The sequence below is a fragment of the Mycobacterium sp. 852002-51971_SCH5477799-a genome, from assembly GCF_001667145.1.
Taxonomy (GTDB): Bacteria; Actinomycetota; Actinomycetes; order Mycobacteriales; family Mycobacteriaceae; genus Mycobacterium.
Genome location: NZ_LZIF01000086.1, coordinates 126,486 through 145,921, shown reverse-complemented (window position 1 = coordinate 145,921; position 19,436 = coordinate 126,486). Strand labels below are relative to the sequence as shown.

Here is a 19,436-nt window from a genome sequence, read left to right as displayed (position 1 = left end):
CTGCTTACACCTGATACTCGGCGAGCAGTCGCTTGCTGATGATGTTCTTCTGGATCTCGCTGGTGCCTTCACCGATGAGCAGGAACGGCGCGTCACGCATCAACCGCTCGATTTCGTATTCCTTGGAATAGCCGTAGCCGCCGTGGATCCGGAAACTCTGCTGGGTGACTTCGGTGCAATACTCGCTGCACAGGTATTTGGCCATCCCGGCGGCGACATCATTGCGCTCCCCCGAATCCTTCAAGCGCGCCGCGTTGACCATCATCAGATGTGCGGCTTCGACTTTGGTCGCCATCTCGGCCAATTGGAACGCGATGGCCTGATGCTCGGCGATCGGCTTGCCGAAGGTCTCGCGTTGCTGCGCGTAGCGCACCGCGAGCTCGAAGGCGCGAATCCCGAGACCGCACGCGCGGGCAGACACGTTGACCCGGCCGACTTCGATGCCGTCCATCATCTGGAAGAAGCCCTGACCGGTGCTGCCGCCGAGCACGTCGTCTGCCCCGGCCCGGTAGCCGTCGAAGATCATCTCCGTGGTTTCGATGCCCTTGTAGCCCAGTTTCTCGATCTTGCCGGGAATGCGCAGTCCGGGAACGACTTCGCCGAAGCCGACCGGCTTCTCCACGAGGAACGCGGTGAGGTTGCGGTGAGGTTTGTCCGAGCCTTCGTCCGTGCGCACCAACACCGCCACCAGTGTCGAAGTGGCGCCGTTGGTCAGCCACATCTTCTGGCCGTCGATGGTGTAGGTGCCGTCGTCGTTGCGCCGGGCCCGGGTGCGGATCGCGGCCACGTCGGAACCCAGCTCCGGCTCCGACATCGAGAAGGCGCCCCGAGTTTCACCGGCCGCCATCCGCGGCAGGAACCGCTGCCTCTGCTCGTCGGTGCCGTGCTGGCGCAGCATGTACGCCACGATGAAGTGCGTATTGAGCACGCCGGACACACTCATCCAGCCGCGCGCCAGTTCCTCGACACACAAGGCGTAGGTCAACAGCGACTCGCCCAGCCCGCCGTAGTCCTGGGGAATCATCAGGCCGAACAGGCCCATCTCCCGCATCTGGTCGACGATCGCCTGTGGGTAGGTGTCAGTCCGTTCCAGCTCGGCCGCGTGGGGAATGACTTCCTTCTCGACGAACTTTTTCACGGTGGCGATGATCTCGGTCTGCACGTCGGTCAATCCGAGGGTCTGGGCGAGTTTGGTCATGCGCTGCGTTTCCTTCCGGCTGCTCAGCAGGCGATGGTCTTGGCGGTCGTTAGCCGCTCGATGTCGGCGGCGTCCAACCCCAACCGCGCGAGCACACCGGCGGTGTCCTGTCCCAGGGCGGGCGCGGGCGCGCTGGCCGGGTGTGTGCCGTCGAATGCGGCCGGCAGCCCTGGGGCGAAGTATTCGCCGAGACCCGGTTGCCGCAATCGCGAGAACATCGGATTATCAGTGACTTTCGGCCCCGCGGCGACCTCGGCGAAGGTGCGGTACCGCTCGAACAACACGGTGGTGCCGGACAGCGCGATGGTGATCTCGTCGGCGGTGTGATCGCTGAACCAGGTGGCGAACAAACTGGAGAGCACGTCACGGTAGCGGTAACGATCGCCTTCGGACCCGAAATCGGCGCCCAGCGCCTCGGCCAGCACCGACACGGCGCCGTCGGTGCCCGTCACCGCAAGCAGGTCGCGAAAATGCCGACCGGTCAAGGTAACCACCATGAACCTGGCCCCGTCACTGCTGACGAAGTCCTGCCCGTACTGGCCGTAGATCGCGTTACCCAACCGTTCGCGTTGTGTCCCAGTGACTTGCGGCTCCGTCAGCAGCCCCAGGTTGGCCGCGGTGGCCAGGGCGACGTCCTCCAACGCCAGGCTGATCCGGGCCCCCGCCCCGGACCGCTCGCGGTGGCGGACGGCCGTGACGACGGCGAGAGCGGCATACAGCCCGCAGCACACGTCCCAAGCGGGTAGCACGTGATTGATCGCACCGGCATGATCGGCCGGACCGGTGACGAGCGGATAGCCGAGACCCGCGTTGACCGTGTAGTCCACGCCGGTGGAACCGTCACCGCGCCCGAGTAACTGAACGTGAATCACGTCGGGGCGGTTGGCCGCCAGGGCTTCGTGGCTGAGCCAGCTCAAGCCCGCGGCGTTGGTCACGATGATGCCGTCCCCCTCGACGATCAGCCGCTGGACCAGTTCTTGGCCGTCCGGGGCGCGCAGATCGATGGTGGCCGAACGCTTTCCCTTGTTCAGGCCGGTCCAGTAGATCGAGGTGCCGTCCGCCGCCAGGGGCCAGCGTTGCACATCAGAGGCGCCGCCCAGGGGGTCGACCCGGATGACCTCTGCACCAAGCTGACTCAGCGTCATGCCGCACAGCGGCGCGGCGACGAAACTCGAGACCTCCACGACAGTCAGGCCGTCCAACGGCAACGCGGAATCGGTCATTGCGATACGACCCGCTCGAAGACGGCGGCCAGGCCCTGGCCTCCGCCGATGCACATGGTCTCCAGGCCGTAGCGCGCCCCGCGGCGATGAAGCTCGCGCGCCAGGGTCGCCAGCATCCGTCCGCCCGTCGCGCCCACCGGGTGACCCAGCGAGATTCCCGAGCCGTGCACATTGGTCCGCTCGTGGTCGGCGGCGCCGAAGTTCCATTCCCGCATCACGGCAAGCGCTTGCGCGGCAAAGGCTTCGTTGAGCTCGATGAGGTCGATGTCGGATAGCTGCAAGCCGGCCTTGGCCAGGGCGACCTCTGTCGCGGGCACCGGGCCGATGCCCATGACGTTGGGCGCGACCCCCGCCACGCCCCACGACACCAGGCGCACCAACGGCCTCAGGCCATATTCATCGGCCTTTTCCGGGGTGGTGACCACGCACATCGATGCCGCGTCGTTCTGCCCGCTGGCGTTGCCGGCGGTCACCGTCGCCTCCGGATCATGCTTCAGCAGAACGGGTTTGAGCTTGCTCAGCGATTCGACAGATGTGTCGGCGCGGGGGTGTTCGTCGGTGTCGATGACTTCCTCGCCGCTGCGGGTGCGGACCGCGACCGGAATGATCTCCTCGGCCAAGATGCCGTCTTTCTGCGCGGCGACGGCGCGCTGGTGGCTTCGCATGGCGAGTTCGTCCTGCTCCTGGCGTGAGATGCTGTACTGGCGACGCAGGTTCTCGGCCGTTTCCAGCATCCCGCCGGGCACCGGGTAGTTGCGGCCGCCCGCGGTCGTGCGTCCCCGGGCCAGCCCGTCGTGCACCTGTACACCGTTGCGGGCGCCGCCCCAACGCATGTCGGTGGAGTAGAAGGCGACGTTGCTCATGCTCTCGCAACCCCCGGCGACGACAAGGTCATTGTCCCCGGCGCCCACCTGCAGGCACGCTTGGATGACCGCCTGCAGGCCAGAGCCGCAACGCCGGTCGACCTGCATACCCGGAACCGTCACCGGCAGGCCGGAATCCAGCGCAACCACGCGCCCGATTGCCGGCGCATCACTGTTGGGATAGCAGTGACCGAGGATCACGTCCTGGACGGCATCGGGCGCCAGCCCGGTCCTCTCGAGCAGCCCTTTGAGCGCAGTGACGGCGAGGTCGACGGCGCTGCACGCCTTGAACATTCCGCCGTAGCGGCCGATCGGCGTCCGAACGGGTTCGCAGATGACGGCGTCAACACTCATAGGTGGCGGCCGCCGGTGATTTCCATGACGGTGCCGGTCATGTACGACGACAGGTCGGACGCCAGGAACAGCGCCACGCTGGCGACCTCACTGGGCTCACCGGCGCGGCCCAGCGGCACCTCAGCAACCTTGGAATCCCAAATGCGCTGCGGCATGGCCTCCGTCATGGCGGAGCGGATCAATCCGGGAGCGATCGCGTTCACCCGGACACCCAGGTAGGCAAGCTCTTTGGCCGCCGCCTTCGTCATGCCGACGATGCCGGCCTTGGCCGCCGAGTAGTTGGTCTGGCCGATCATGCCGACCTTGCCGGACACCGAGGACATGTTGATGATGGCGCCGCGCTTGTTTTCGCGCATGACGGCGGCGGCCAGCCGGGTCCCGTTCCAGGTCCCCTTCAGGTGAACGTTGATCACCTGATCGAATTGCTCCTCGGTCATCTTTCGCATCGTCGCGTCCCGGGTGATCCCGGCGTTGTTGACCATGATGTCCAGGCCGCCGAAGCGCTCGACCGCAGTCTGGATCAACGTTTCGACGTCGGACGACTGGGTGACATCGCAGCGAACCGCGACCGCGACATCATCGCCGCCCAACTGCTTGGCCACAACTTGGGTTTCCTCGAGGTTGACGTCGCCGAGCACGACTCGCGCACCCTCGGCCACGAAGCGCTCCGCGATGGCCAGACCCAGCCCTTGCGCTCCGCCCGTGATTACCGCGGTCTGACCTGCCAACATCGCCACCTGGATCACACATCCTTCACTGTTGTCGCCTCCACCGGGCACCCGTAAGGCAAATATCATATTTGATATAGGATCCTGCTCTGAACCGGGGTGTCCCGGATCGAGAGAGGAGTGTGGAGCCCATGGCCACCGACGAAACCGCTGAAGTCTCCGGGGAGGACTTCCGCGAAATCCTCGCTCAGACAAGGCAATTCGTCCGCAGCGCCGTTGTCCCCCGCGAGCAGGAGATCCTCGACACCGATCGCGTCCCCGACGACCTGCGCGGCGAGGCCAAGAAGATGGGGCTGTTCGGCTACGCGATTCCCCAGGAGTGGGGCGGCCTTGGCCTCAACCTGATGCAGGACGTCGAGATGGCGATGGAGTTGGGCTACACGTCGCTGGCGCTGCGTTCGATGTTCGGAACCAACAACGGCATCGCCGGACAGGTGTTGGTCGGGTTCGGCACTGACGAACAGAAGTCCCGCTGGCTGGAGTCGATCGCGTCCGGCGACGTCGTCGCGTCCTTCGCACTGACCGAACCCGGCGCCGGGTCGAACCCGGCCGGCTTGCGCACCAAAGCCGTTCGTGACGGCGACGATTGGGTGATCTCCGGGCAGAAGCGCTTCATCACCAACGCGCCCGTCGCCAATCTCTTCGTGGTGTTCGCGCGCACTCGACCCGCCGACGAGGCGGGTCCGGGAATCGCGGTCTTCCTGGTGCCCGCAGACGCCGCCGGTGTCGAGGTGGGCGCCAAGGACGCCAAGATGGGCCAGGAAGGCGCCTGGACGGCCGACGTCAATTTCACCGACGTGCGCGTCGGCTCCGATGCGCTCGTCGGCGGCAGTGAAGACCACGGATACCGGGCGGCCCTGACCTCGTTGGCCCGCGGCCGGGTGCACATCGCCGGCCTCGCGGTGGGCGCCGCTCAACGCGCGCTCGACGAATCGGTGTCCTACGCCGCCACCGCGACGCAGGGCGGGAACCCGATCGGGAGCTTCCAGCTGGTGCAGGGCATGCTCGCCGACCAGCAGACCGGCGTGATGGCCGGCCGTGCGCTGGTGCGCGAAGCCGCTCGGCTGTGGGTCGCCGACGAGGATCGCAGGATCGCACCGTCAGCCGCCAAAGTCTTCTGCACCGAAATGGCCGGCAATGTCGCGGATCTCGCGGTGCAGATCCATGGCGGCACGGGTTACATGCGGGGCGTTGCCGTCGAGCGAATCTACCGCGATGTCCGCCTGCTGCGGCTGTACGAGGGCACCAGTGAAATTCAGCGGTTGATCATCGGATCGAACCTCGTCAAGGCGGCGCAGCGATGAGAGTGGCCGGACCCAACAAAGGAGAACTATGAGCGGCAGGCTTGCCGGAAGAGTGGCATTCATTACCGGCGCGGCCCGCGGCCAGGGCCGGGCGCACGCGGTGCGCATGGCCCAGGAGGGCGCCGACATCATCGCCGTCGATATCGCCGGCAAGCTGCCGTCGTGCGTGCCCTACGATCCGGCCAGTCCCGACGACCTGAGCGAAACCGTGCGACTGGTCGAAGCAGCAAACCGACGGATCATCTCGACGGTAGTCGACACCCGCGACTTCGACGCTCTGCGAAAGGTGGTCGCGGATGGCGTCGCCGAGCTGGGCCGGCTGGACATCATCGTCGCCAACGCCGGGGTCGCGGCTCCGCAGGCATGGGACGACATCACGCCGGAGAACTTCCGCGATGTCATGGACATCAACGTGACCGGCACCTGGAACACCGTGATGGCCGGCGCGGACAAGATCATCGAGGGGGGCCGCGGCGGCTCGATCATCCTGATCAGTTCTGCGGCCGGGATGAAGATGCAGCCCTTCATGATCCACTACACCGCCAGCAAGCACGCCGTCACCGGGCTGGCGCGGGCCTTCGCAGCGGAATTGGGCAAGCACTCGATCCGGGTCAACAGCGTCCACCCGGGTCCGGTGAACACGGCGATGGGCTCCGGCGACATGGTCAACGCGGTGGGCAAGACCATGGAGACCAACCCGCAGCTATCGCACGTCCTCACGCCGTTCTTGCCGGACTGGGTCGCCGAGCCGGAGGAGATCGCCGATACCGTGTGCTGGCTGGCCAGCGACGAGTCGCGCAAGGTCACCGCCGCACAGATCCCGGTCGATCAGGGCTCGACGCAGTACTGATCATCGTCGCTCGGGAATAGCTTCTCCGTCGCGGCGTTTGCACTCGTCATGAAAGCCTTCAGCGAAACCGAGCGCCAGGAGTTCCTCGCCGACAAGCATGTGGCCGTGCTGTCCGTCGCCGCCACCGAAGGCCGGCCGCCGGCCAGTGTCCCGATCTGGTACGACTACACCCCCGGCGGAGACGTCCGGATCATGACCGGGGCATCGAGCCGCAAGGCCCGCCTCATCACCCAGGCGGGGGCGGTAACGCTGGTGGTCCAGCGCGAGGAGCCGCCATATCAGTACGTCGTGGTGGAAGGCACCATCGTCGAGACCACCAAGCCGGCCCCGGCCGACCTACAGGAATCGATCGCCATCCGATACCTCGGCGAGGAAGGCGGTCGCGCGTTCGTGCAAAGCATGGAAGGCGTCGAGGAGGTGCTCTTCACCATCCGGCCCGACCGCTGGCTGAGCGCCGACTTCACCGGCGACCTCTGAGCCGCGACATATACGCGCATCCGCCGATGTTTTACGGCATGCGCTCAGCTCATGCTGGCTACCATGAGCGAAATCGATCCACGGCCGGACGTGCCGCCGTTGGACTGGAGCGAACTAGGCATGAACGAGCCCTTGCCGACCGGCACGGTGACGTTGCTGCTGGCCGACGTCCAGGGTTCGACGCAGCTGTGGGACTCCCAACCGCAGGAGATGACCGCGGCGATCGCGAAGCTGGACCAGACACTCGCCGAGTTGGTCAGCGCCCATCACGGAGTACGTCCGGTCGAGCAGGGTGAGGGTGACAGCTTCGTCATCGCTTTCAGCCGAGCGTCCGATGCGGTGACGTGCGCGCTTGCGTTGCAGCGCGCTCCCCTCGCGCCGTTGCGGCTACGAATCGGGGTGCACACCGGCGAGGTGCAATTGCGTGACGAGAACAACTACGTCGGTCCGGCCATCAACCGGACCGCCCGACTTCGCGAGCTCGCGCATGGCGGCCAGACGGTGTTGTCGGGCACCACCAGCGATCTCGTTGCCGACACACTTTCCGACGACGCCTGGTTGACCGACCTGGGCACCCATCCGTTGCGGGATCTGCCCCGTCCCGAGCGGGTTGTGCAGCTGTGCCATCCCGACCTCTGCAACGAATTTCCGCCACTTCGAAAGCGTGAAGCCCCCGAAAACTCTGTCGCTCAACATCTTCCCGCTCAGCTGACCAGCTTCGTGGGCCGCGACGCCGAGATGGGCGATGTGCGAAGCATTCTCGCGCACAATAGGTTGGTGACGTTGACCGGCGCCGGGGGCGTGGGCAAGACCCGCTTAGCGGTGCAGGTAGCCGCCTCCGTCGCGGACGACTACGCCGACGGAATCTGCTATGTCGACCTGGCTCCGATCACCGACCCCGACCTGGTGCCGATAATCGCGGCCCGAACGTTGGGTTTGCCGGATCAGCCGGGGCGTTCTCCCGAGAAAAGCCTGCTCCAGTTCATCGGCGACAAGCACATGCTGATGGTGCTCGACAATTGCGAGCATCTGCTGGACGCCAGCGCGGGGCTCGCCGCCGCGCTGCTGGCGGCCTGCCCGCGACTGACGGCCTTGGCGACGAGTCGCGAGCCGATCGGCATGAGCGGCGAGGTGATATGGCGGGTGCCGTCGCTGTCCTTCGAGGGCGACGCCGCGCGACTCTTCGAAGACCGCGCCCGGCACGCGCGTCCCGGGTTCAGTGTCGACGACGTCAACGCCGCCGCAGTCAACGAGATCTGCCGTCGGCTCGACGGCATGCCCCTCGCCATAGAGCTGGCGGCGGCGCGCGTGCGCGCGTTGTCTGCCGACGAGATTCTCGCCGGGCTGCAAGACCGATTCCGGTTGTTGACCGGCGGGTCGCGGACGGCCGTGCGCCGCCAGCAGACGTTGCAGGCCTCGGTTGACTGGTCCCACGCGCTGTTGACCGAACCGGAGCGGATCTTGTTCCGTCGGCTCGGGGTTTTCATGGGCGGCTTCGACCTCGACGCGTGCCGGGAAGTGGTGTGCGATAAGGATCTGGGGCCGCACCAGGTGCTCGATGTGCTGGCTCTGCTGATTGACAAATCGTTGGTAATCGCCGAATCCGTCGGCGGCGCAACGCGATACCGATTGCTGGAAACAATCCGCCAGTATGCGCAGGAAAGACTGAGCGAGTCCGCTGAGGCCATCGCTGTCCGGGACCAACATCGCGACCACTACATCGCGATGGCGGCGACACTCGACGCTCCAGGTGACATCAGCCTGGAGCTGCTGCTCGACCGAGCGCAGGCCGAAATCGATAATCTGCGTGCCGCCTTCGGGTGGAGCCGGGAGAACTCCGACACTGACAGCGCACTGCGCTTGGCCACGTCGCTGCAGCCGCTGTGGCTCACCCGGGGTGGGCTCCGGGAGGGATCGGACTGGCTCGATGCGGGCCTGGCCGACGCTGAGACCGGAGGCGCCGATGTGACGCCCCAGGCGATGGCTCGGGGGCTGGCCGACAAGGCGTTCCTGGACAACATGCGCGATGCGGGAAGCCTTGCGCGGGCCCAGCGTTCGTTGGCCATCGCGCGTGAGCTGGACGACCCTCTACTACTTGCCCGCACCCTTACCGCTTGCGGACGCCTCGCGGCCTGGGACGCCCGACTGGCCCAGCCTTACCTGTCGGAAGCGGATAACTTGGCGCGCGCTACGGGTGACCGTTGGAGGCTGGCCCAAATCCTGTACAGCAAGGCCTTGACGGCGACAGTCGGCACCGGTGATCCCGACGCCGTCGTGGCGGCAGCGGCCGAGGGACGGGACCTTGCCGACGCGATCGGCGACCAAGGCTATTCGCGCGGATGCCGGTGGTGTCTGATCGGGGCGCAATGGGTGTTCGGAGACGCGACCGTCGCCGCGACACAACTTCGCGAATTGATTACCGAAGCCGACGAGGCGCACAGTCTGATCTGGCAGGTGTCCGCCCGCGAGCGTCTGTGCCACGTTTCGGCGCACACCGGACGACCGGACGAAGGACGTGCCGTCGGCCTTGAGGCGCTCGACGGCGCCGCTGAGATCGGTCGGTACATGGAAGGTGTGGTCTACTCGTCACTGGCTTTCGCGAGTTTGGCCGCCGGCGATATCGAGGCGGCCAGCGAAGCCAGCGATGCGGCGCGCGAGCGGTTCGGCGCTTGGCCACTCGCATCCACCACTGCGAAGCCAGCGGCCCAAGTCGCGCTAGCCTGTGGCGACCTTGCGTCCGCGCGCCGCTTCGCTGAGGAAGACGTTGCGGCGGGCGCCGGCTGGTTCACAGTGCAGGCGCTGTTGACCCGCGCCCGCGTCGCGTTGGCAGAAAACGAACCCGGGCAGGCCGAACGCGACGTCCACGACGCGCTGACCCGTGCCGCCGAACTGCGAGCACACCTCTTCGTTCCAGACCTACTCGAGTGCCTTGCCCGCCTGGGCCACCTCGCCGGCAGCCACCTGGAAGCCGCACGGCTATTCGGCGCGGCGTACGCGGTGCGTGAGCGAACAGGTATCGTCCGCTTTCGGGTATACGACGCTGACTACGAGGCATCGGTCGATGCCACCCGTAATGCATTGACGGAGAAGGAATTCGACGCCGCATGGCACGCGGGCACGGGCCTGTCCACCGACGAGGCAATCGCGTATGCGCGCCGCGGGCGAGGTGAACGCAAGCGACCGCCCAGCGGCTGGGACTCGCTGACCCCGACCGAGCGTGACGTAGTCCGCCTCGTCAGCGAAGGACTGGGCAACAAGGACATCGGCGACCGGCTGTTCATCTCGCCGCGGACCGTGCAAACCCATCTCACCCACGTGTACGCCAAACTCGGGCTCACGACGCGGATTCAGTTAGCGCAAGAAGCGTCTCGCCGATCAGTGGCCGATTAGTTCGAGCGTCCCCAGCTCGCGGATCGCCTGGCAGCCGCGGCTGAGCATGGTGAGCACCATGTCGTCGCCACGCTCGGTGGCCGCGGCGAACGCAAATCCCAGCGCCGAGATTAGTGGTGCCTGCAATACCCCGAGCCGGTAGTCACGCCAACATGTTTCGCGGTCGTAGCCGCTCACGCCGCCGGCCGTCAACGCTCGGTGGTAGTCGGTGACGAGATCTTCTTCGATGTCGGCCCGCAACTGCGAATTGAGACTGGTCGCGGTGAAGTAGGCGAGATCTCGAGCCGGCAAGCCCACGCCCAGGGTCTGCCAGTCGACCACGCTGACCCTCGTTCGGTCGGGATCGAACAGCAGGTTGTCGAGCCGATAGTCGCCGTGTAGCAAGGCGAACCGGTCGTACTCGGACAGCAGCCACGGTGTGATCGAACCCATTGCCGCGCCGAAGGTATTGCGGTCTGCCGGGCTCATCCGATCGCCCAGCTTCTCCAGCGTGATGTCGGCGCTCATCTTCGCCACCTCACCCATGCCGTTGGCGCCGGCTTCATCCGGCCGGCCGAACGCGATGCCCGGAAAATCGAGCCAGACGGGATCGCACCAACTGGGTGCGTGCAGGCCTGCCAGCGCCGTAACCGCAAGGCGTGCTTCGGTTTCGCCGCATCCGATGAGCTGATCGCCCTGCACGGCCGGCGCCTGATCGGCGAGCAGCAGGGCGAAGTTCATTGCGTCATCGGTGATCTCGGAATAAAAGCATCGCGGTGTCGGCACTTGGACCCGATCCACCACCGAGGAGTAGAACGCGCATTCGCTGCGATAGCCGATGACCACCCGGTCGCGCACCGTGTCGTCCTGGGCGGGCAGCTTGATCACAAAGGTCCGCGGCAGATCACCGGGATCGCTCGCGTAGCGAGCGGTCACCCGATAGGTAGCGCCCGTCTGCCCGGTGCCGATCGCGACCACCTCCACGGCGGCAACCTCGACCGGTGTGCCGCTGCCAGACAGCGCGGCCGACAACCACTGCGGGGTCACGTCGGCGGGGTAACGCGGTATCGACAGCACAGCACTCATAAGCAGCACGCCTCCTGTACAGCTCGGTCCGACTGACAAACTGTAAGGCATACCGCAAGAGTTGCGGTCAACCGCGGTGCGCTAGTCCGCCAGAATCCGCCATTCGGCGGCCTCGTGCTGCTGGCGCCAGAATTCGTCGAAACGGCCGCCCGCAGCGAGCAATTCGTCAACCGTTCCATCTTCGACCACCCGACCGTTGTCGATGAACAGGACACGGTCGGCGTGACTGATGCTGGCCAGCCGATGCGCAACGATCACCTGGGTGCGCGATTGCGGGTCGGCGGTGAGGGCATCGACCACCGCGGCCTCGTTCTCGGTGTCCAGAGCGCTGGTCGCCTCGTCTACCAGCAATATCGGCGCGGGCTTGAGCAACGCGCGGGCGATGCTGACCCGTTGCCGCTCACCTCCGGACAGTGCCGAGCCGGCCTCTCCGACGACGGTGTCGGCTCCATCGGGAAGCCTCCCGAGGAGCTCGTCGACGCGCGCGAGCGCCACCGCCCGCGCGAACTGCTCGTCGGTGGCGCCGGGATCTCCGGCGAACACGTTGTCGCGGATCGATCCGTGGAACAGGTAGGGATGCTGGAACACCACGCTGCTGGCCGCGCGCCGCGCTTCACCGTCCAGCGTCGCCGCGTCCACTCCGCCGATCAACACCCGGCCGCCGGTGGGCTCATGCAGCCCGGCGACCAGCGCCAAGATGGTGCTCTTGCCCGAGCCGGACGGTCCGACGATCGCCGTGGTGTGGCCCGCCTCCAAGGTGAAGCTCACCCCGTCAAGCACCGGCGCACCGGCGCCGTCATATCGGAAAGTGACGTCGTCGAATTCGATGCGCGGCGCGGCGGCGCTCGCCAGCGTGGCGGCGCCGACGCTCACCAGCGGCGCGGTCAGCACCGAGCGAATGTTGTCGAGCGTGGCGCGGGTGCTTTCCAGCGCCGGCGCCAGCTCGCTGATAGTGGTGAACGGTTCGAGGTAGCGCACGATGACGACGATCAGCGCTATGGCCTCGGCCACCGTGAGCGTTCCCTTCACGGTGAGCGCGGTGGTGGCGCCGGCCAGCAGGATCAGCGCAAGCTGGCTGGCGAGGCTGAACAACAGCTGCCCGGGAACCTGCATGGACAGCAGCCGCATGGTGGCACCGTGTTGTGCGGCCAATGCGTCGCCGACCAGGCTCCTCGCGGGCTCGACACGTCGCGCGGCTCGCAGCGCCTGCTGGGTTCGGGCGAACTCGATGATCCGTTCGGTGAGCGTGCTATTGGCGTCGGCGGCCGCAGCATCGGCGCGCCGCGCCAGGCGGGCCGATGCCCACAGCGCGCCCAACAGCAGCGGCAGGCCGCCGAGCGCCGCGACCCCCAGCTGCCAGGAGACCGGTAACAAGACCACCGCGATGGCCGCGGGCAGCAGGACGGCGGAGATCAGCGGCGTGAGCAGGTTGACGACCAGACCGACGAGTTCGGGACCGGTGGCCGCAATCGCCTGCCGTGCCGTCGCCGTGTGCTCGGCGGTGAACCAATCCAGCCGCACACCGGGCAGCCGATCCGCCACGTCGTGCTGGCTGTGATCCAGCACGGCAAAACCCAAATTGAAACCGATACGCGCCGTTGCGGTGTCGATCGCCCATCCGGTCACGGTGGCCGCGGTCAGCCAGCCCAACCAGACCAGCGCGCGCTGCGGGTCGTCGCTGAACAGCGCGCCGACCAGAGGGACCAGCAGCACGGCGGCCACAGCGCGCACCACCACGGAGATCAATGCCAGCACCGTATAGGTGATGACCCGGTTGCGCCGATCAGCCGGGACCAGACTCAACCACGTGCGGATCATCGTGCCCCCTCGCCGGTCGTGCCGGCGGTCAGCTGGTCGCGCCTGCCGCCCTCCCATAACCGTCGGTATCGGCCGTCGGCCGTCAGCAACTCGTCGTGCGTGCCACGTTCGACGACCCGGCCGTGGTCAAGCACGACGATTTGGTGGGCCCGGGTGACGGTGTGCAATCGATGGGCGATCACCAGCACGGTGCGGTCCCGCGTCAGCCGGTTGAGTGCTTGCTGCACAAGGTATTCCGATTCCGGGTCGGCAAAGGCGGTAGCCTCGTCGAGGATCAGCACCGGGGTGTCGGCCAGGATCGCGCGGGCGATGGTGAGCCGTTGGCGTTCCCCGCCAGAGAGCCCGCTTCCGGCGCCCAGTATGGTGTCGTAGCCGTCCGGCAGTCGCGTGATGCGGTCGTGGATCTGGGCCTCGCGCGCCGCTTGCTCGATTTGTGCCGCGGTGGCATCGGGGGCGGCCAGGGCGATGTTTTCCGCCACGGTGCCGTGCACCAATTGCGTTTCCTGCAACACGAATCCAACCTGGGTATAGAGCTGGTCGGCGGTCATCGACCGAATATCCTGTCCCCCAACACGTATCGAACCTTGCCCGACATCGTGGAACCGGGCCAGCAAGGCGGCCAGCGTCGACTTGCCCGAGCCGGAGGGGCCAACCAGCGCGGTGACCGTGCCGGGTCGCAAGGTCAGGGAGACACCATGGATGACAGGGACGTCGGGGCGGTAACCGAAGCCGACGTTGTCGAACACCACCGTGGCCGCTGCATCCGGCTGAGACTCGTCGATGTCTCGCACGGCGAGGTCGGCCTCGTCGAGCGTGTTCTGCAGGCGTCGGGCGGCCAACATGCCGGCGCGGATGCCGCCCAGGCCGTAGGCGATGCCGAGCAGCCGTGCGCCGAATGTGGTGCCCAGCAACAAGAACGGCAGCAGATCCACCGGGTTCATCCGGCCCGTGACCACCAGCACTGTGCCCGTGACCGCGATGAGCCAGAGGAACGTGGAGGGACGGGTGACTAGATCCATGAAGGTTTTCTTGCCGGCCAGCGGGCGCTGCCAGGCGACCAAAAAGCCGACGTATTCGTCTAGGCGGCGCCGGAAGCTGGATGCGGCCGCCCCGCCGAAGACGCGGATGACCGGCTGGCCTTCCAGGTATGCGCCGGCCTCGCCACTCATCGTCTCCGCCCAACGCTGCGATTGCGGGATGCGCGGGCCCGACTGGATAGTGAGCGATGACGTCAGCACCAGGTAAACGAGGACGGGCACGAACAACACCAACGCCACCCGCCAGTCGACAGCGAACAGGTAGACCAACACCGCGACCGGCGCGACCGCCGCGGCGACCGCGTCCGGAATGGCATGGGTGACCAGGTAGTGCAGGGACAGCGTGTCGTCCTGCAGCAGTTGCTTGATCGACCCCGACCCCCGTGCGGTGAACCAGCCCAGGGGTAACCGAGACATCTTGCGCAACAGTCGCGATCGCAAATCTCGGGCGAACCGCGCATCGACGACGTGGAGCCAGAGGGTGAGGGCGGCACCGAGCAACGCCCCCAGACCCAGCAGCGACACCGCGACGACGCCGATGTCGGCCAGTCGGGACGCGGACGCCCCGGAAACCAGGAGCCGGGCCAACTCGACCAGTAACACAAAGGGCGCCAGTTGCACCAGCGTGATCACCGCCTGCAGCACGCCCGAGACGATCAGCGCCGACCGCAGCGGCGCGAGGAGCCGGCCGGCGCCCTGCGCACGCCAGTTCCCGCGGGCCGCGGCAGGCGTCGCGTCGGACCCCTGCTGAATCGATTCAACTTGCGCCGCAATGTCTTCCGTGGACAGGCTAGGTGCAACGCCATCGGATCCCTCCGGCTCGTTGCGCCGGGTGCCCATCGCGCGCCCGGCGCTCCAATAGGCCTGGGCGTGAACTTCTGATTTGGGAAAGCCGAATTCGTCGCGAAGCCGCGCCCGCACCTGCTTGAGCGTCGTGGCTTCGGGCGTGGCCCATGCGTACCAGTCGGACCAATCCCGGCTCTCGATTGCGGCGGCGAGCGACTTCTCGTCATGGCGGGCAACCCAGTGCAACCGCAGTCGAGGATGAGGCGCGACGGGGATCAGCGTGTCGTTGTCATCGTGCTGTTCGAGGTACACCTCGATCGGGACGTCGTCGGGGACGACGCCGATGATCCCGTTCATCCCCGGGATGGATGCCGAGTCACCGATCAGCAGATAACCGGCCGGCTGTTCGTCGGGCACGTCGAACCGCGACGAGCCCATCAGGGCCATGACCGCGATGGTGGCCCCGGGCTGCACTTTCCGCGCCCATTGCGACGCCGGGCCGGCGGGATCATGCAGCACGATGTCGACCGCGAATCGACCGGCGGGAGCGTCGGCCTCCGAGATCGTGTAGGCGCGCTGAAATTCCGTTTTCGATCCGTCTGGGTCCGGGAACCAAAACCGCAGCCACGCAGCCGGTTCGGCATCGACGTCTTCGAAAAGCGTCGGCGACGACATGCGGACCCGGACGAAATGCGGGGCGATCCGGACAGTTTCGATGACCGTCGCGCTGTGGTCGCGCGCGCCGAAGCTGCGCAGCATCACACCCTGGAATCCGCGTGCCATTAGCGGTCCTTTCTCACGGCGCCCCGCGTAGCGACGGCCTTGGCGATCTGGACGACCCGGCGGATTCACCGCCCCGGGGCCACGGATCGATGCGGCCGGCATGGGCCGCGTTACCCCACAAACTAAGGGTTGCCTTACCATAGGTCAACCGCGCGCACGCCCGCGATGCGCCCCGGCCAGTAAGCTGGAAAACATGAATCGTGAGTCGGCGGCGCCCGTGCTGCTCTATGACGGGGTTTGCGGAGTGTGCAACCGGTCGGTCCGTACGATCCTGCGATTTGATCCCACCGGCCCCCTGCGCTTCGCGGCGCTGGACAGTGTCTTCGCCAAAGCGATCATCGAGCGGCACCCGGAGATTGGCGGCGTCGACTCGGTGGTGTTCGTGGATGACCCGGGCGAGCCCTCCGAACGGGTAGCTGTCCGATCCGAGGCAGTGCTGCGCGTGGCGAACTATCTGGGCGGCGCCTGGCGGGTGTGCACGGTCGCGCGCGTAATTCCTACACCGCTACGCGACTGGCTCTACGACCGGTTCGCCTCGATTCGATACCGCGTCGGCGGCAAGTACGACAGCTGCCCGCTGCCGGCGCCGGAGGTCCGCGCCCGCTTCGTAGAGGACTGACCGGGCGTCAGTCGGTGACCGGCGCCGATGCGAGGTCTGCCTCGGATTCCTTGCGTTTCAGCTCGGCCAGCCTGCGGTCGTCTTCGGCCGCTTGGCGATGCTTTCGCGCAGAACTGCGGTGCTCTTCCGTGTGCGAGACGCCTTGTTGGACGGTTTGATCCTGGATCTTCGCGAATCGCTCGTGCCGATTCGCGGATTCCTCGAGGCTATGAGCTGCGGAAAGTCCGGCGCGCGCGGCGCGTTCGCGCGCCGCGGCGGCCTTATGTTCGGCGAACTTCACCTCCTCTGCGGTGAAAGCTTCTTCGCTCGGTGGTGATGGCTCGTTTCCAGTGGGCATGGCGTCTCCCTTGTATCCCGTGAGTTCCAGATACCCGCCAGGATGGATTTGACGCCACGTCGGTCCATATTTCGTCCCGAGTGCGCACCAGGCGCGCGCTCCTTAGCGCGGCAACGCTTTCTTTGTGAGCGCTGGTGTACTGCCCACAAAGCGAAATAATGCTGTCCGCGACTCCGGCGCCTTTGTCAAAGGGCGGCGCCAAGAAGCGTGACATCGGCACCATTGATTCCAGATGCATCTCGCGACAATTCTTCGGCGCTGCTCGGCACGCTCAGGATGGGACCGTTTACGCTTCCGTCGACGTATCGAATTCAATATCACCGAATAGGCACGTCGTCAATCGGAGCGTAAATGCGGTCCCATCCGACTTTCATCGCAGCCGCCATCGCGACAGGAACGATTGGCCAATTAGGTTGCCCTGCTTGGCTTAGCCCGCTGGGATGAATGATTGCGGCAGCATTAAAGAGTTAGTTGCCGATGCCAAAGATGGGACCGAGCGTTATCCCCAGCATCGCGCCCAGCGGTGCTATTCCGCTGCTGCGACCCTGCCCGGCGCACCAAGGTCGATCATTATGCAACCCGACGATCCCAGCATCACACCGGTCAGCACTGCGGCCAGTGCGACAGCTTTCAGCATCTTCTTGGTGCTCTTCGTCCTCATCGGTGGGGCCTTTCTACTAGATGAATCACCGTGGCATCTAAGCGCTAACGGTTATTTGATGTTATATCTGCAATTGGGCGCGTGTGCAATACTTTTTAACAGACACGGAAAATTTCACGCAGTCGTTTATATCGCCGCGCGTCTGGTCGTCCGAACAGATCGATTCACGTCGATGTCCAAAGTGTTTGTCGGCTGCCGACAGGCGCGAACCAGTGCTCGGTGCGCGCCTCGTGAGCTAGCCGAGTTGGGCTACGAGCACCCGCGGTGTTTTCGGAATTACCGCTGTGAATAGGCGTGGAAGCGCCTATGCTCCCATCGACGATCGGGGGGCAACGTCGCGATGTGCGGAGGCTCCCGATGATTACACGGCGGTGGGACCAGTCGGACGAAGCTAAGAGTAAGTACGTCAAGGAGCTGTTCTCGACGCTGGCGCCTCGCTACGACGCAATGACCGATGTGTGGACACTGGGGCTTCATCGCGTGTGGAAGCGACAGGCCATCGAACTTTGCGACCTCCGCCCAGGCGAACGGGTGCTGGATGTCGCTACCGGGACGGGCGATCTGGCTTTGGTGGAGGAGGCCGCAGTCGGGCCGGCCGGCGAGGTCGTGGCCGTCGACTCCTGCGAGGCGATGCTTGAGGTCGCCCGCGGCCGGCAGCGCGGGGCCATCGACTTCCAGGAAGGGGATGCCACGGATCTGCGGTTCCCGGACGCACGGTTCGACGTAGTCACCATCGGCTTCGGGCTGCGCAACGTGGCGGTTCGCGGGCAGGCGCTACGTGAGTTCAGGCGTGTCCTGCGGCCGGGCGGCCGCTTGATGGTGCTGGACTTCAGCAGGCCGAACTCGATGGCGCTCAAAGTCCTTCACCACCTGCTGTACTTCCGCGTGATGCCGGCCGCGGGTTGGGCGTTCTCCTGGCATCGCGACGCTCACCAATACACATCCGATTCCATCCGCAGCTGGCTGTCGCCAGACGAGCTGAGCAAGGCGATGCTGGAAGCGGGCTTCGAGGACGTCCGCTACGTCACGCTCAGCACCGGATTCGGAACGGTCCATTTCGGTTTGCGTCCCGCAGCATGAGACAAGGCGTTCAGTACGGCCGGGGCTTGATCACCTATACGGACCGCGCTTCGCTGCAGCGTGTAGCCAAAACTGTTGACTTGCAGCGTAATTGGACGTTGCCTGCGGGCATGGCGACCTGCTGCGCGCCATCGCCAGGTGGGCGCACCGGCGCGGGCTGAACGTGCGACTGTCGGGCATCGACGTCAACCCGCGCAGCACAGCGATCGCACGCGAGGCGACGCCTCGATGGATGGATCGACTACCAGAGGGCAGATGTATTTCTGTACTCGCTCGCCGAGCGGCCTGACTTCATCATCAGTTCAGACTTCACCCACCACCTCCGCGACGAGGATGTCGTCAAGTATTTGGCTTGGTTCAACGAAAACTCTGGGTACGGTTGCCACATCGTCGACCTGCAGCGCCATGCGCTGCGGTACTACAGTTTCCCGGCACTGGCACGCCTGATGGGCTGGCATCGCATCCTGCGAGAGGATGGGGTCATCTCGATTGCGCGGAGCTTCCGTCGTAGCGACTGGCGAAGGTATTTGGACCAGGCCGGTGTGCAAGCCGACATCTCCTGGCACCTGTTCAGGTTGTGCGTAAGCCAGGCCGAAGGCATGAGATAACAGCGTCTGTGCAGTGCGGGCGGAGGGACTCGAACCCTCAAGCTCTCACGAGCACCGGCACCTAAAGCCGGCGTGTTTGCCGAATTTCACCACGCCCGCGCGCGTAGCGATCGTACAGCCTTGACGACTCGACAAGTTGTCGGTGACGGACCGACGGTGCAGGATTGGCGATGCGGTCCACAAATCCGATCACGGTCCGCGAGTGCATCGGTCTGCGGCAGCCTTCATGACTTTGCCTCACTGGCGAAGCTTGAC

At 65.9% G+C, this 19,436-nt stretch carries 16 protein-coding genes and 1 tRNA gene; 7 read left to right on the top strand and 10 right to left on the bottom strand.

Annotated elements, in window-relative coordinates:
• Window positions 1–4 precede the first annotated feature (4 nt).
• From A5753_RS12305 to fabG, 4 genes are read right to left on the bottom strand one after another with little or no spacing between them, the layout of a single operon-like run.
• The gene (locus A5753_RS12305; RefSeq protein WP_067127795.1) at window positions 5–1,198 is read right to left on the bottom strand and encodes an acyl-CoA dehydrogenase family protein; all 1,194 of its coding nucleotides are present in this window, start codon (window positions 1,196–1,198) and stop codon (window positions 5–7) included.
• Window positions 1,199–1,221: 23 nt separating this feature from the next.
• Window positions 1,222–2,421 carry a CoA transferase gene (locus tag A5753_RS12300; RefSeq protein ID WP_067127792.1) on the bottom strand — a complete coding sequence of 400 codons (1,200 nt, stop codon included), beginning with the start codon at window positions 2,419–2,421 and terminating at the stop codon, window positions 1,222–1,224.
• Window positions 2,418–3,638, bottom strand: coding sequence for an acetyl-CoA C-acetyltransferase (locus A5753_RS12295; RefSeq protein ID WP_067127788.1), 1,221 nt, complete (start codon window positions 3,636–3,638; stop codon window positions 2,418–2,420). Before A5753_RS12295 ends, A5753_RS12300 begins: the two co-directional genes overlap by 4 nt.
• The gene (fabG, locus tag A5753_RS12290; RefSeq protein ID WP_067128049.1) at window positions 3,635–4,369 is read right to left on the bottom strand and encodes a 3-oxoacyl-ACP reductase FabG; all 735 of its coding nucleotides are present in this window, start codon (window positions 4,367–4,369) and stop codon (window positions 3,635–3,637) included. The genes A5753_RS12295 and fabG overlap by 4 nt, the downstream gene beginning before the upstream one ends.
• Window positions 4,370–4,497: 128 nt before the next feature.
• Here fabG and A5753_RS12285 point away from each other — a divergent pair, with 128 nt between their 5' ends.
• The 4 genes from A5753_RS12285 (at window position 4,498) to A5753_RS12270 (ending at window position 10,387) form a co-directional block, all read left to right on the top strand.
• On the top strand, window positions 4,498–5,670 hold the full coding sequence (locus tag A5753_RS12285) for an acyl-CoA dehydrogenase family protein (RefSeq protein WP_067127785.1): 1,173 nt from the start codon (window positions 4,498–4,500) through the stop codon (window positions 5,668–5,670).
• A 28-nt stretch (window positions 5,671–5,698) separates the two neighbouring features.
• Window positions 5,699–6,520, top strand: a complete 822-nt coding sequence (locus A5753_RS12280; RefSeq protein WP_067127782.1) for a mycofactocin-coupled SDR family oxidoreductase — start codon at window positions 5,699–5,701, stop codon at window positions 6,518–6,520.
• Window positions 6,521–6,568: 48 nt separating this feature from the next.
• Entirely contained in the window at window positions 6,569–6,997 is a 429-nt protein-coding gene (locus tag A5753_RS12275) for a pyridoxamine 5'-phosphate oxidase family protein (protein WP_067127779.1), read from the top strand.
• Window positions 6,998–7,060: 63 nt separating this feature from the next.
• Window positions 7,061–10,387: a LuxR C-terminal-related transcriptional regulator gene (locus A5753_RS12270; protein WP_231990065.1), complete on the top strand. Its 3,327-nt coding sequence runs from the start codon at window positions 7,061–7,063 to the stop codon at window positions 10,385–10,387.
• Here the strand turns inward: A5753_RS12270 and A5753_RS12265 are convergent.
• The 3 genes from A5753_RS12265 to A5753_RS12255 form a co-directional block, all read right to left on the bottom strand.
• Window positions 10,373–11,452 (bottom strand): phosphotransferase family protein, encoded by a 1,080-nt coding sequence (locus tag A5753_RS12265; protein WP_067127776.1) that lies wholly within the window; start codon window positions 11,450–11,452, stop codon window positions 10,373–10,375. The two genes, A5753_RS12270 and A5753_RS12265, sit on opposite strands and share 15 nt — an antisense overlap.
• A gap of 81 nt (window positions 11,453–11,533) precedes the next feature.
• Window positions 11,534–13,270: an ABC transporter ATP-binding protein gene (locus A5753_RS12260; protein ID WP_067127773.1), complete on the bottom strand. Its 1,737-nt coding sequence runs from the start codon at window positions 13,268–13,270 to the stop codon at window positions 11,534–11,536.
• A complete protein-coding gene (locus tag A5753_RS12255) occupies window positions 13,267–15,876 on the bottom strand; it encodes an ABC transporter ATP-binding protein/permease (RefSeq protein WP_067127770.1) in 2,610 nt (869 codons plus the stop codon). Before A5753_RS12255 ends, A5753_RS12260 begins: the two co-directional genes overlap by 4 nt.
• Before the next feature lie 193 nt (window positions 15,877–16,069).
• Between A5753_RS12255 and A5753_RS12250 the strand changes: the two genes are divergently transcribed.
• A complete protein-coding gene (locus A5753_RS12250) occupies window positions 16,070–16,495 on the top strand; it encodes a thiol-disulfide oxidoreductase DCC family protein (protein WP_067127767.1) in 426 nt (141 codons plus the stop codon).
• A 7-nt stretch (window positions 16,496–16,502) separates the two neighbouring features.
• Here A5753_RS12250 and A5753_RS12245 read toward each other — a convergent pair whose 3' ends face one another.
• Window positions 16,503–16,862 carry a hypothetical protein gene (locus A5753_RS12245; protein WP_197694677.1) on the bottom strand — a complete coding sequence of 120 codons (360 nt, stop codon included), beginning with the start codon at window positions 16,860–16,862 and terminating at the stop codon, window positions 16,503–16,505.
• Window positions 16,863–17,358: 496 nt separating this feature from the next.
• A complete protein-coding gene (locus A5753_RS25065) occupies window positions 17,359–17,493 on the bottom strand; it encodes a hypothetical protein (protein ID WP_255361362.1) in 135 nt (44 codons plus the stop codon).
• 357 nt (window positions 17,494–17,850) lie between these two features.
• Here A5753_RS25065 and A5753_RS12240 point away from each other — a divergent pair, with 357 nt between their 5' ends.
• Window positions 17,851–18,573, top strand: coding sequence for a ubiquinone/menaquinone biosynthesis methyltransferase (locus tag A5753_RS12240; protein WP_067127762.1), 723 nt, complete (start codon window positions 17,851–17,853; stop codon window positions 18,571–18,573).
• Between the two features lie 347 nt (window positions 18,574–18,920).
• Entirely contained in the window at window positions 18,921–19,181 is a 261-nt protein-coding gene (locus A5753_RS24845; RefSeq protein WP_067127759.1) for a hypothetical protein, read from the top strand.
• A 14-nt stretch (window positions 19,182–19,195) separates the two neighbouring features.
• On the opposite strand, the gene A5753_RS12230 is transcribed toward A5753_RS24845, so the two are convergent.
• A tRNA-Leu gene (locus A5753_RS12230) sits at window positions 19,196–19,280 on the bottom strand.
• Window positions 19,281–19,436 lie beyond the last annotated feature (156 nt).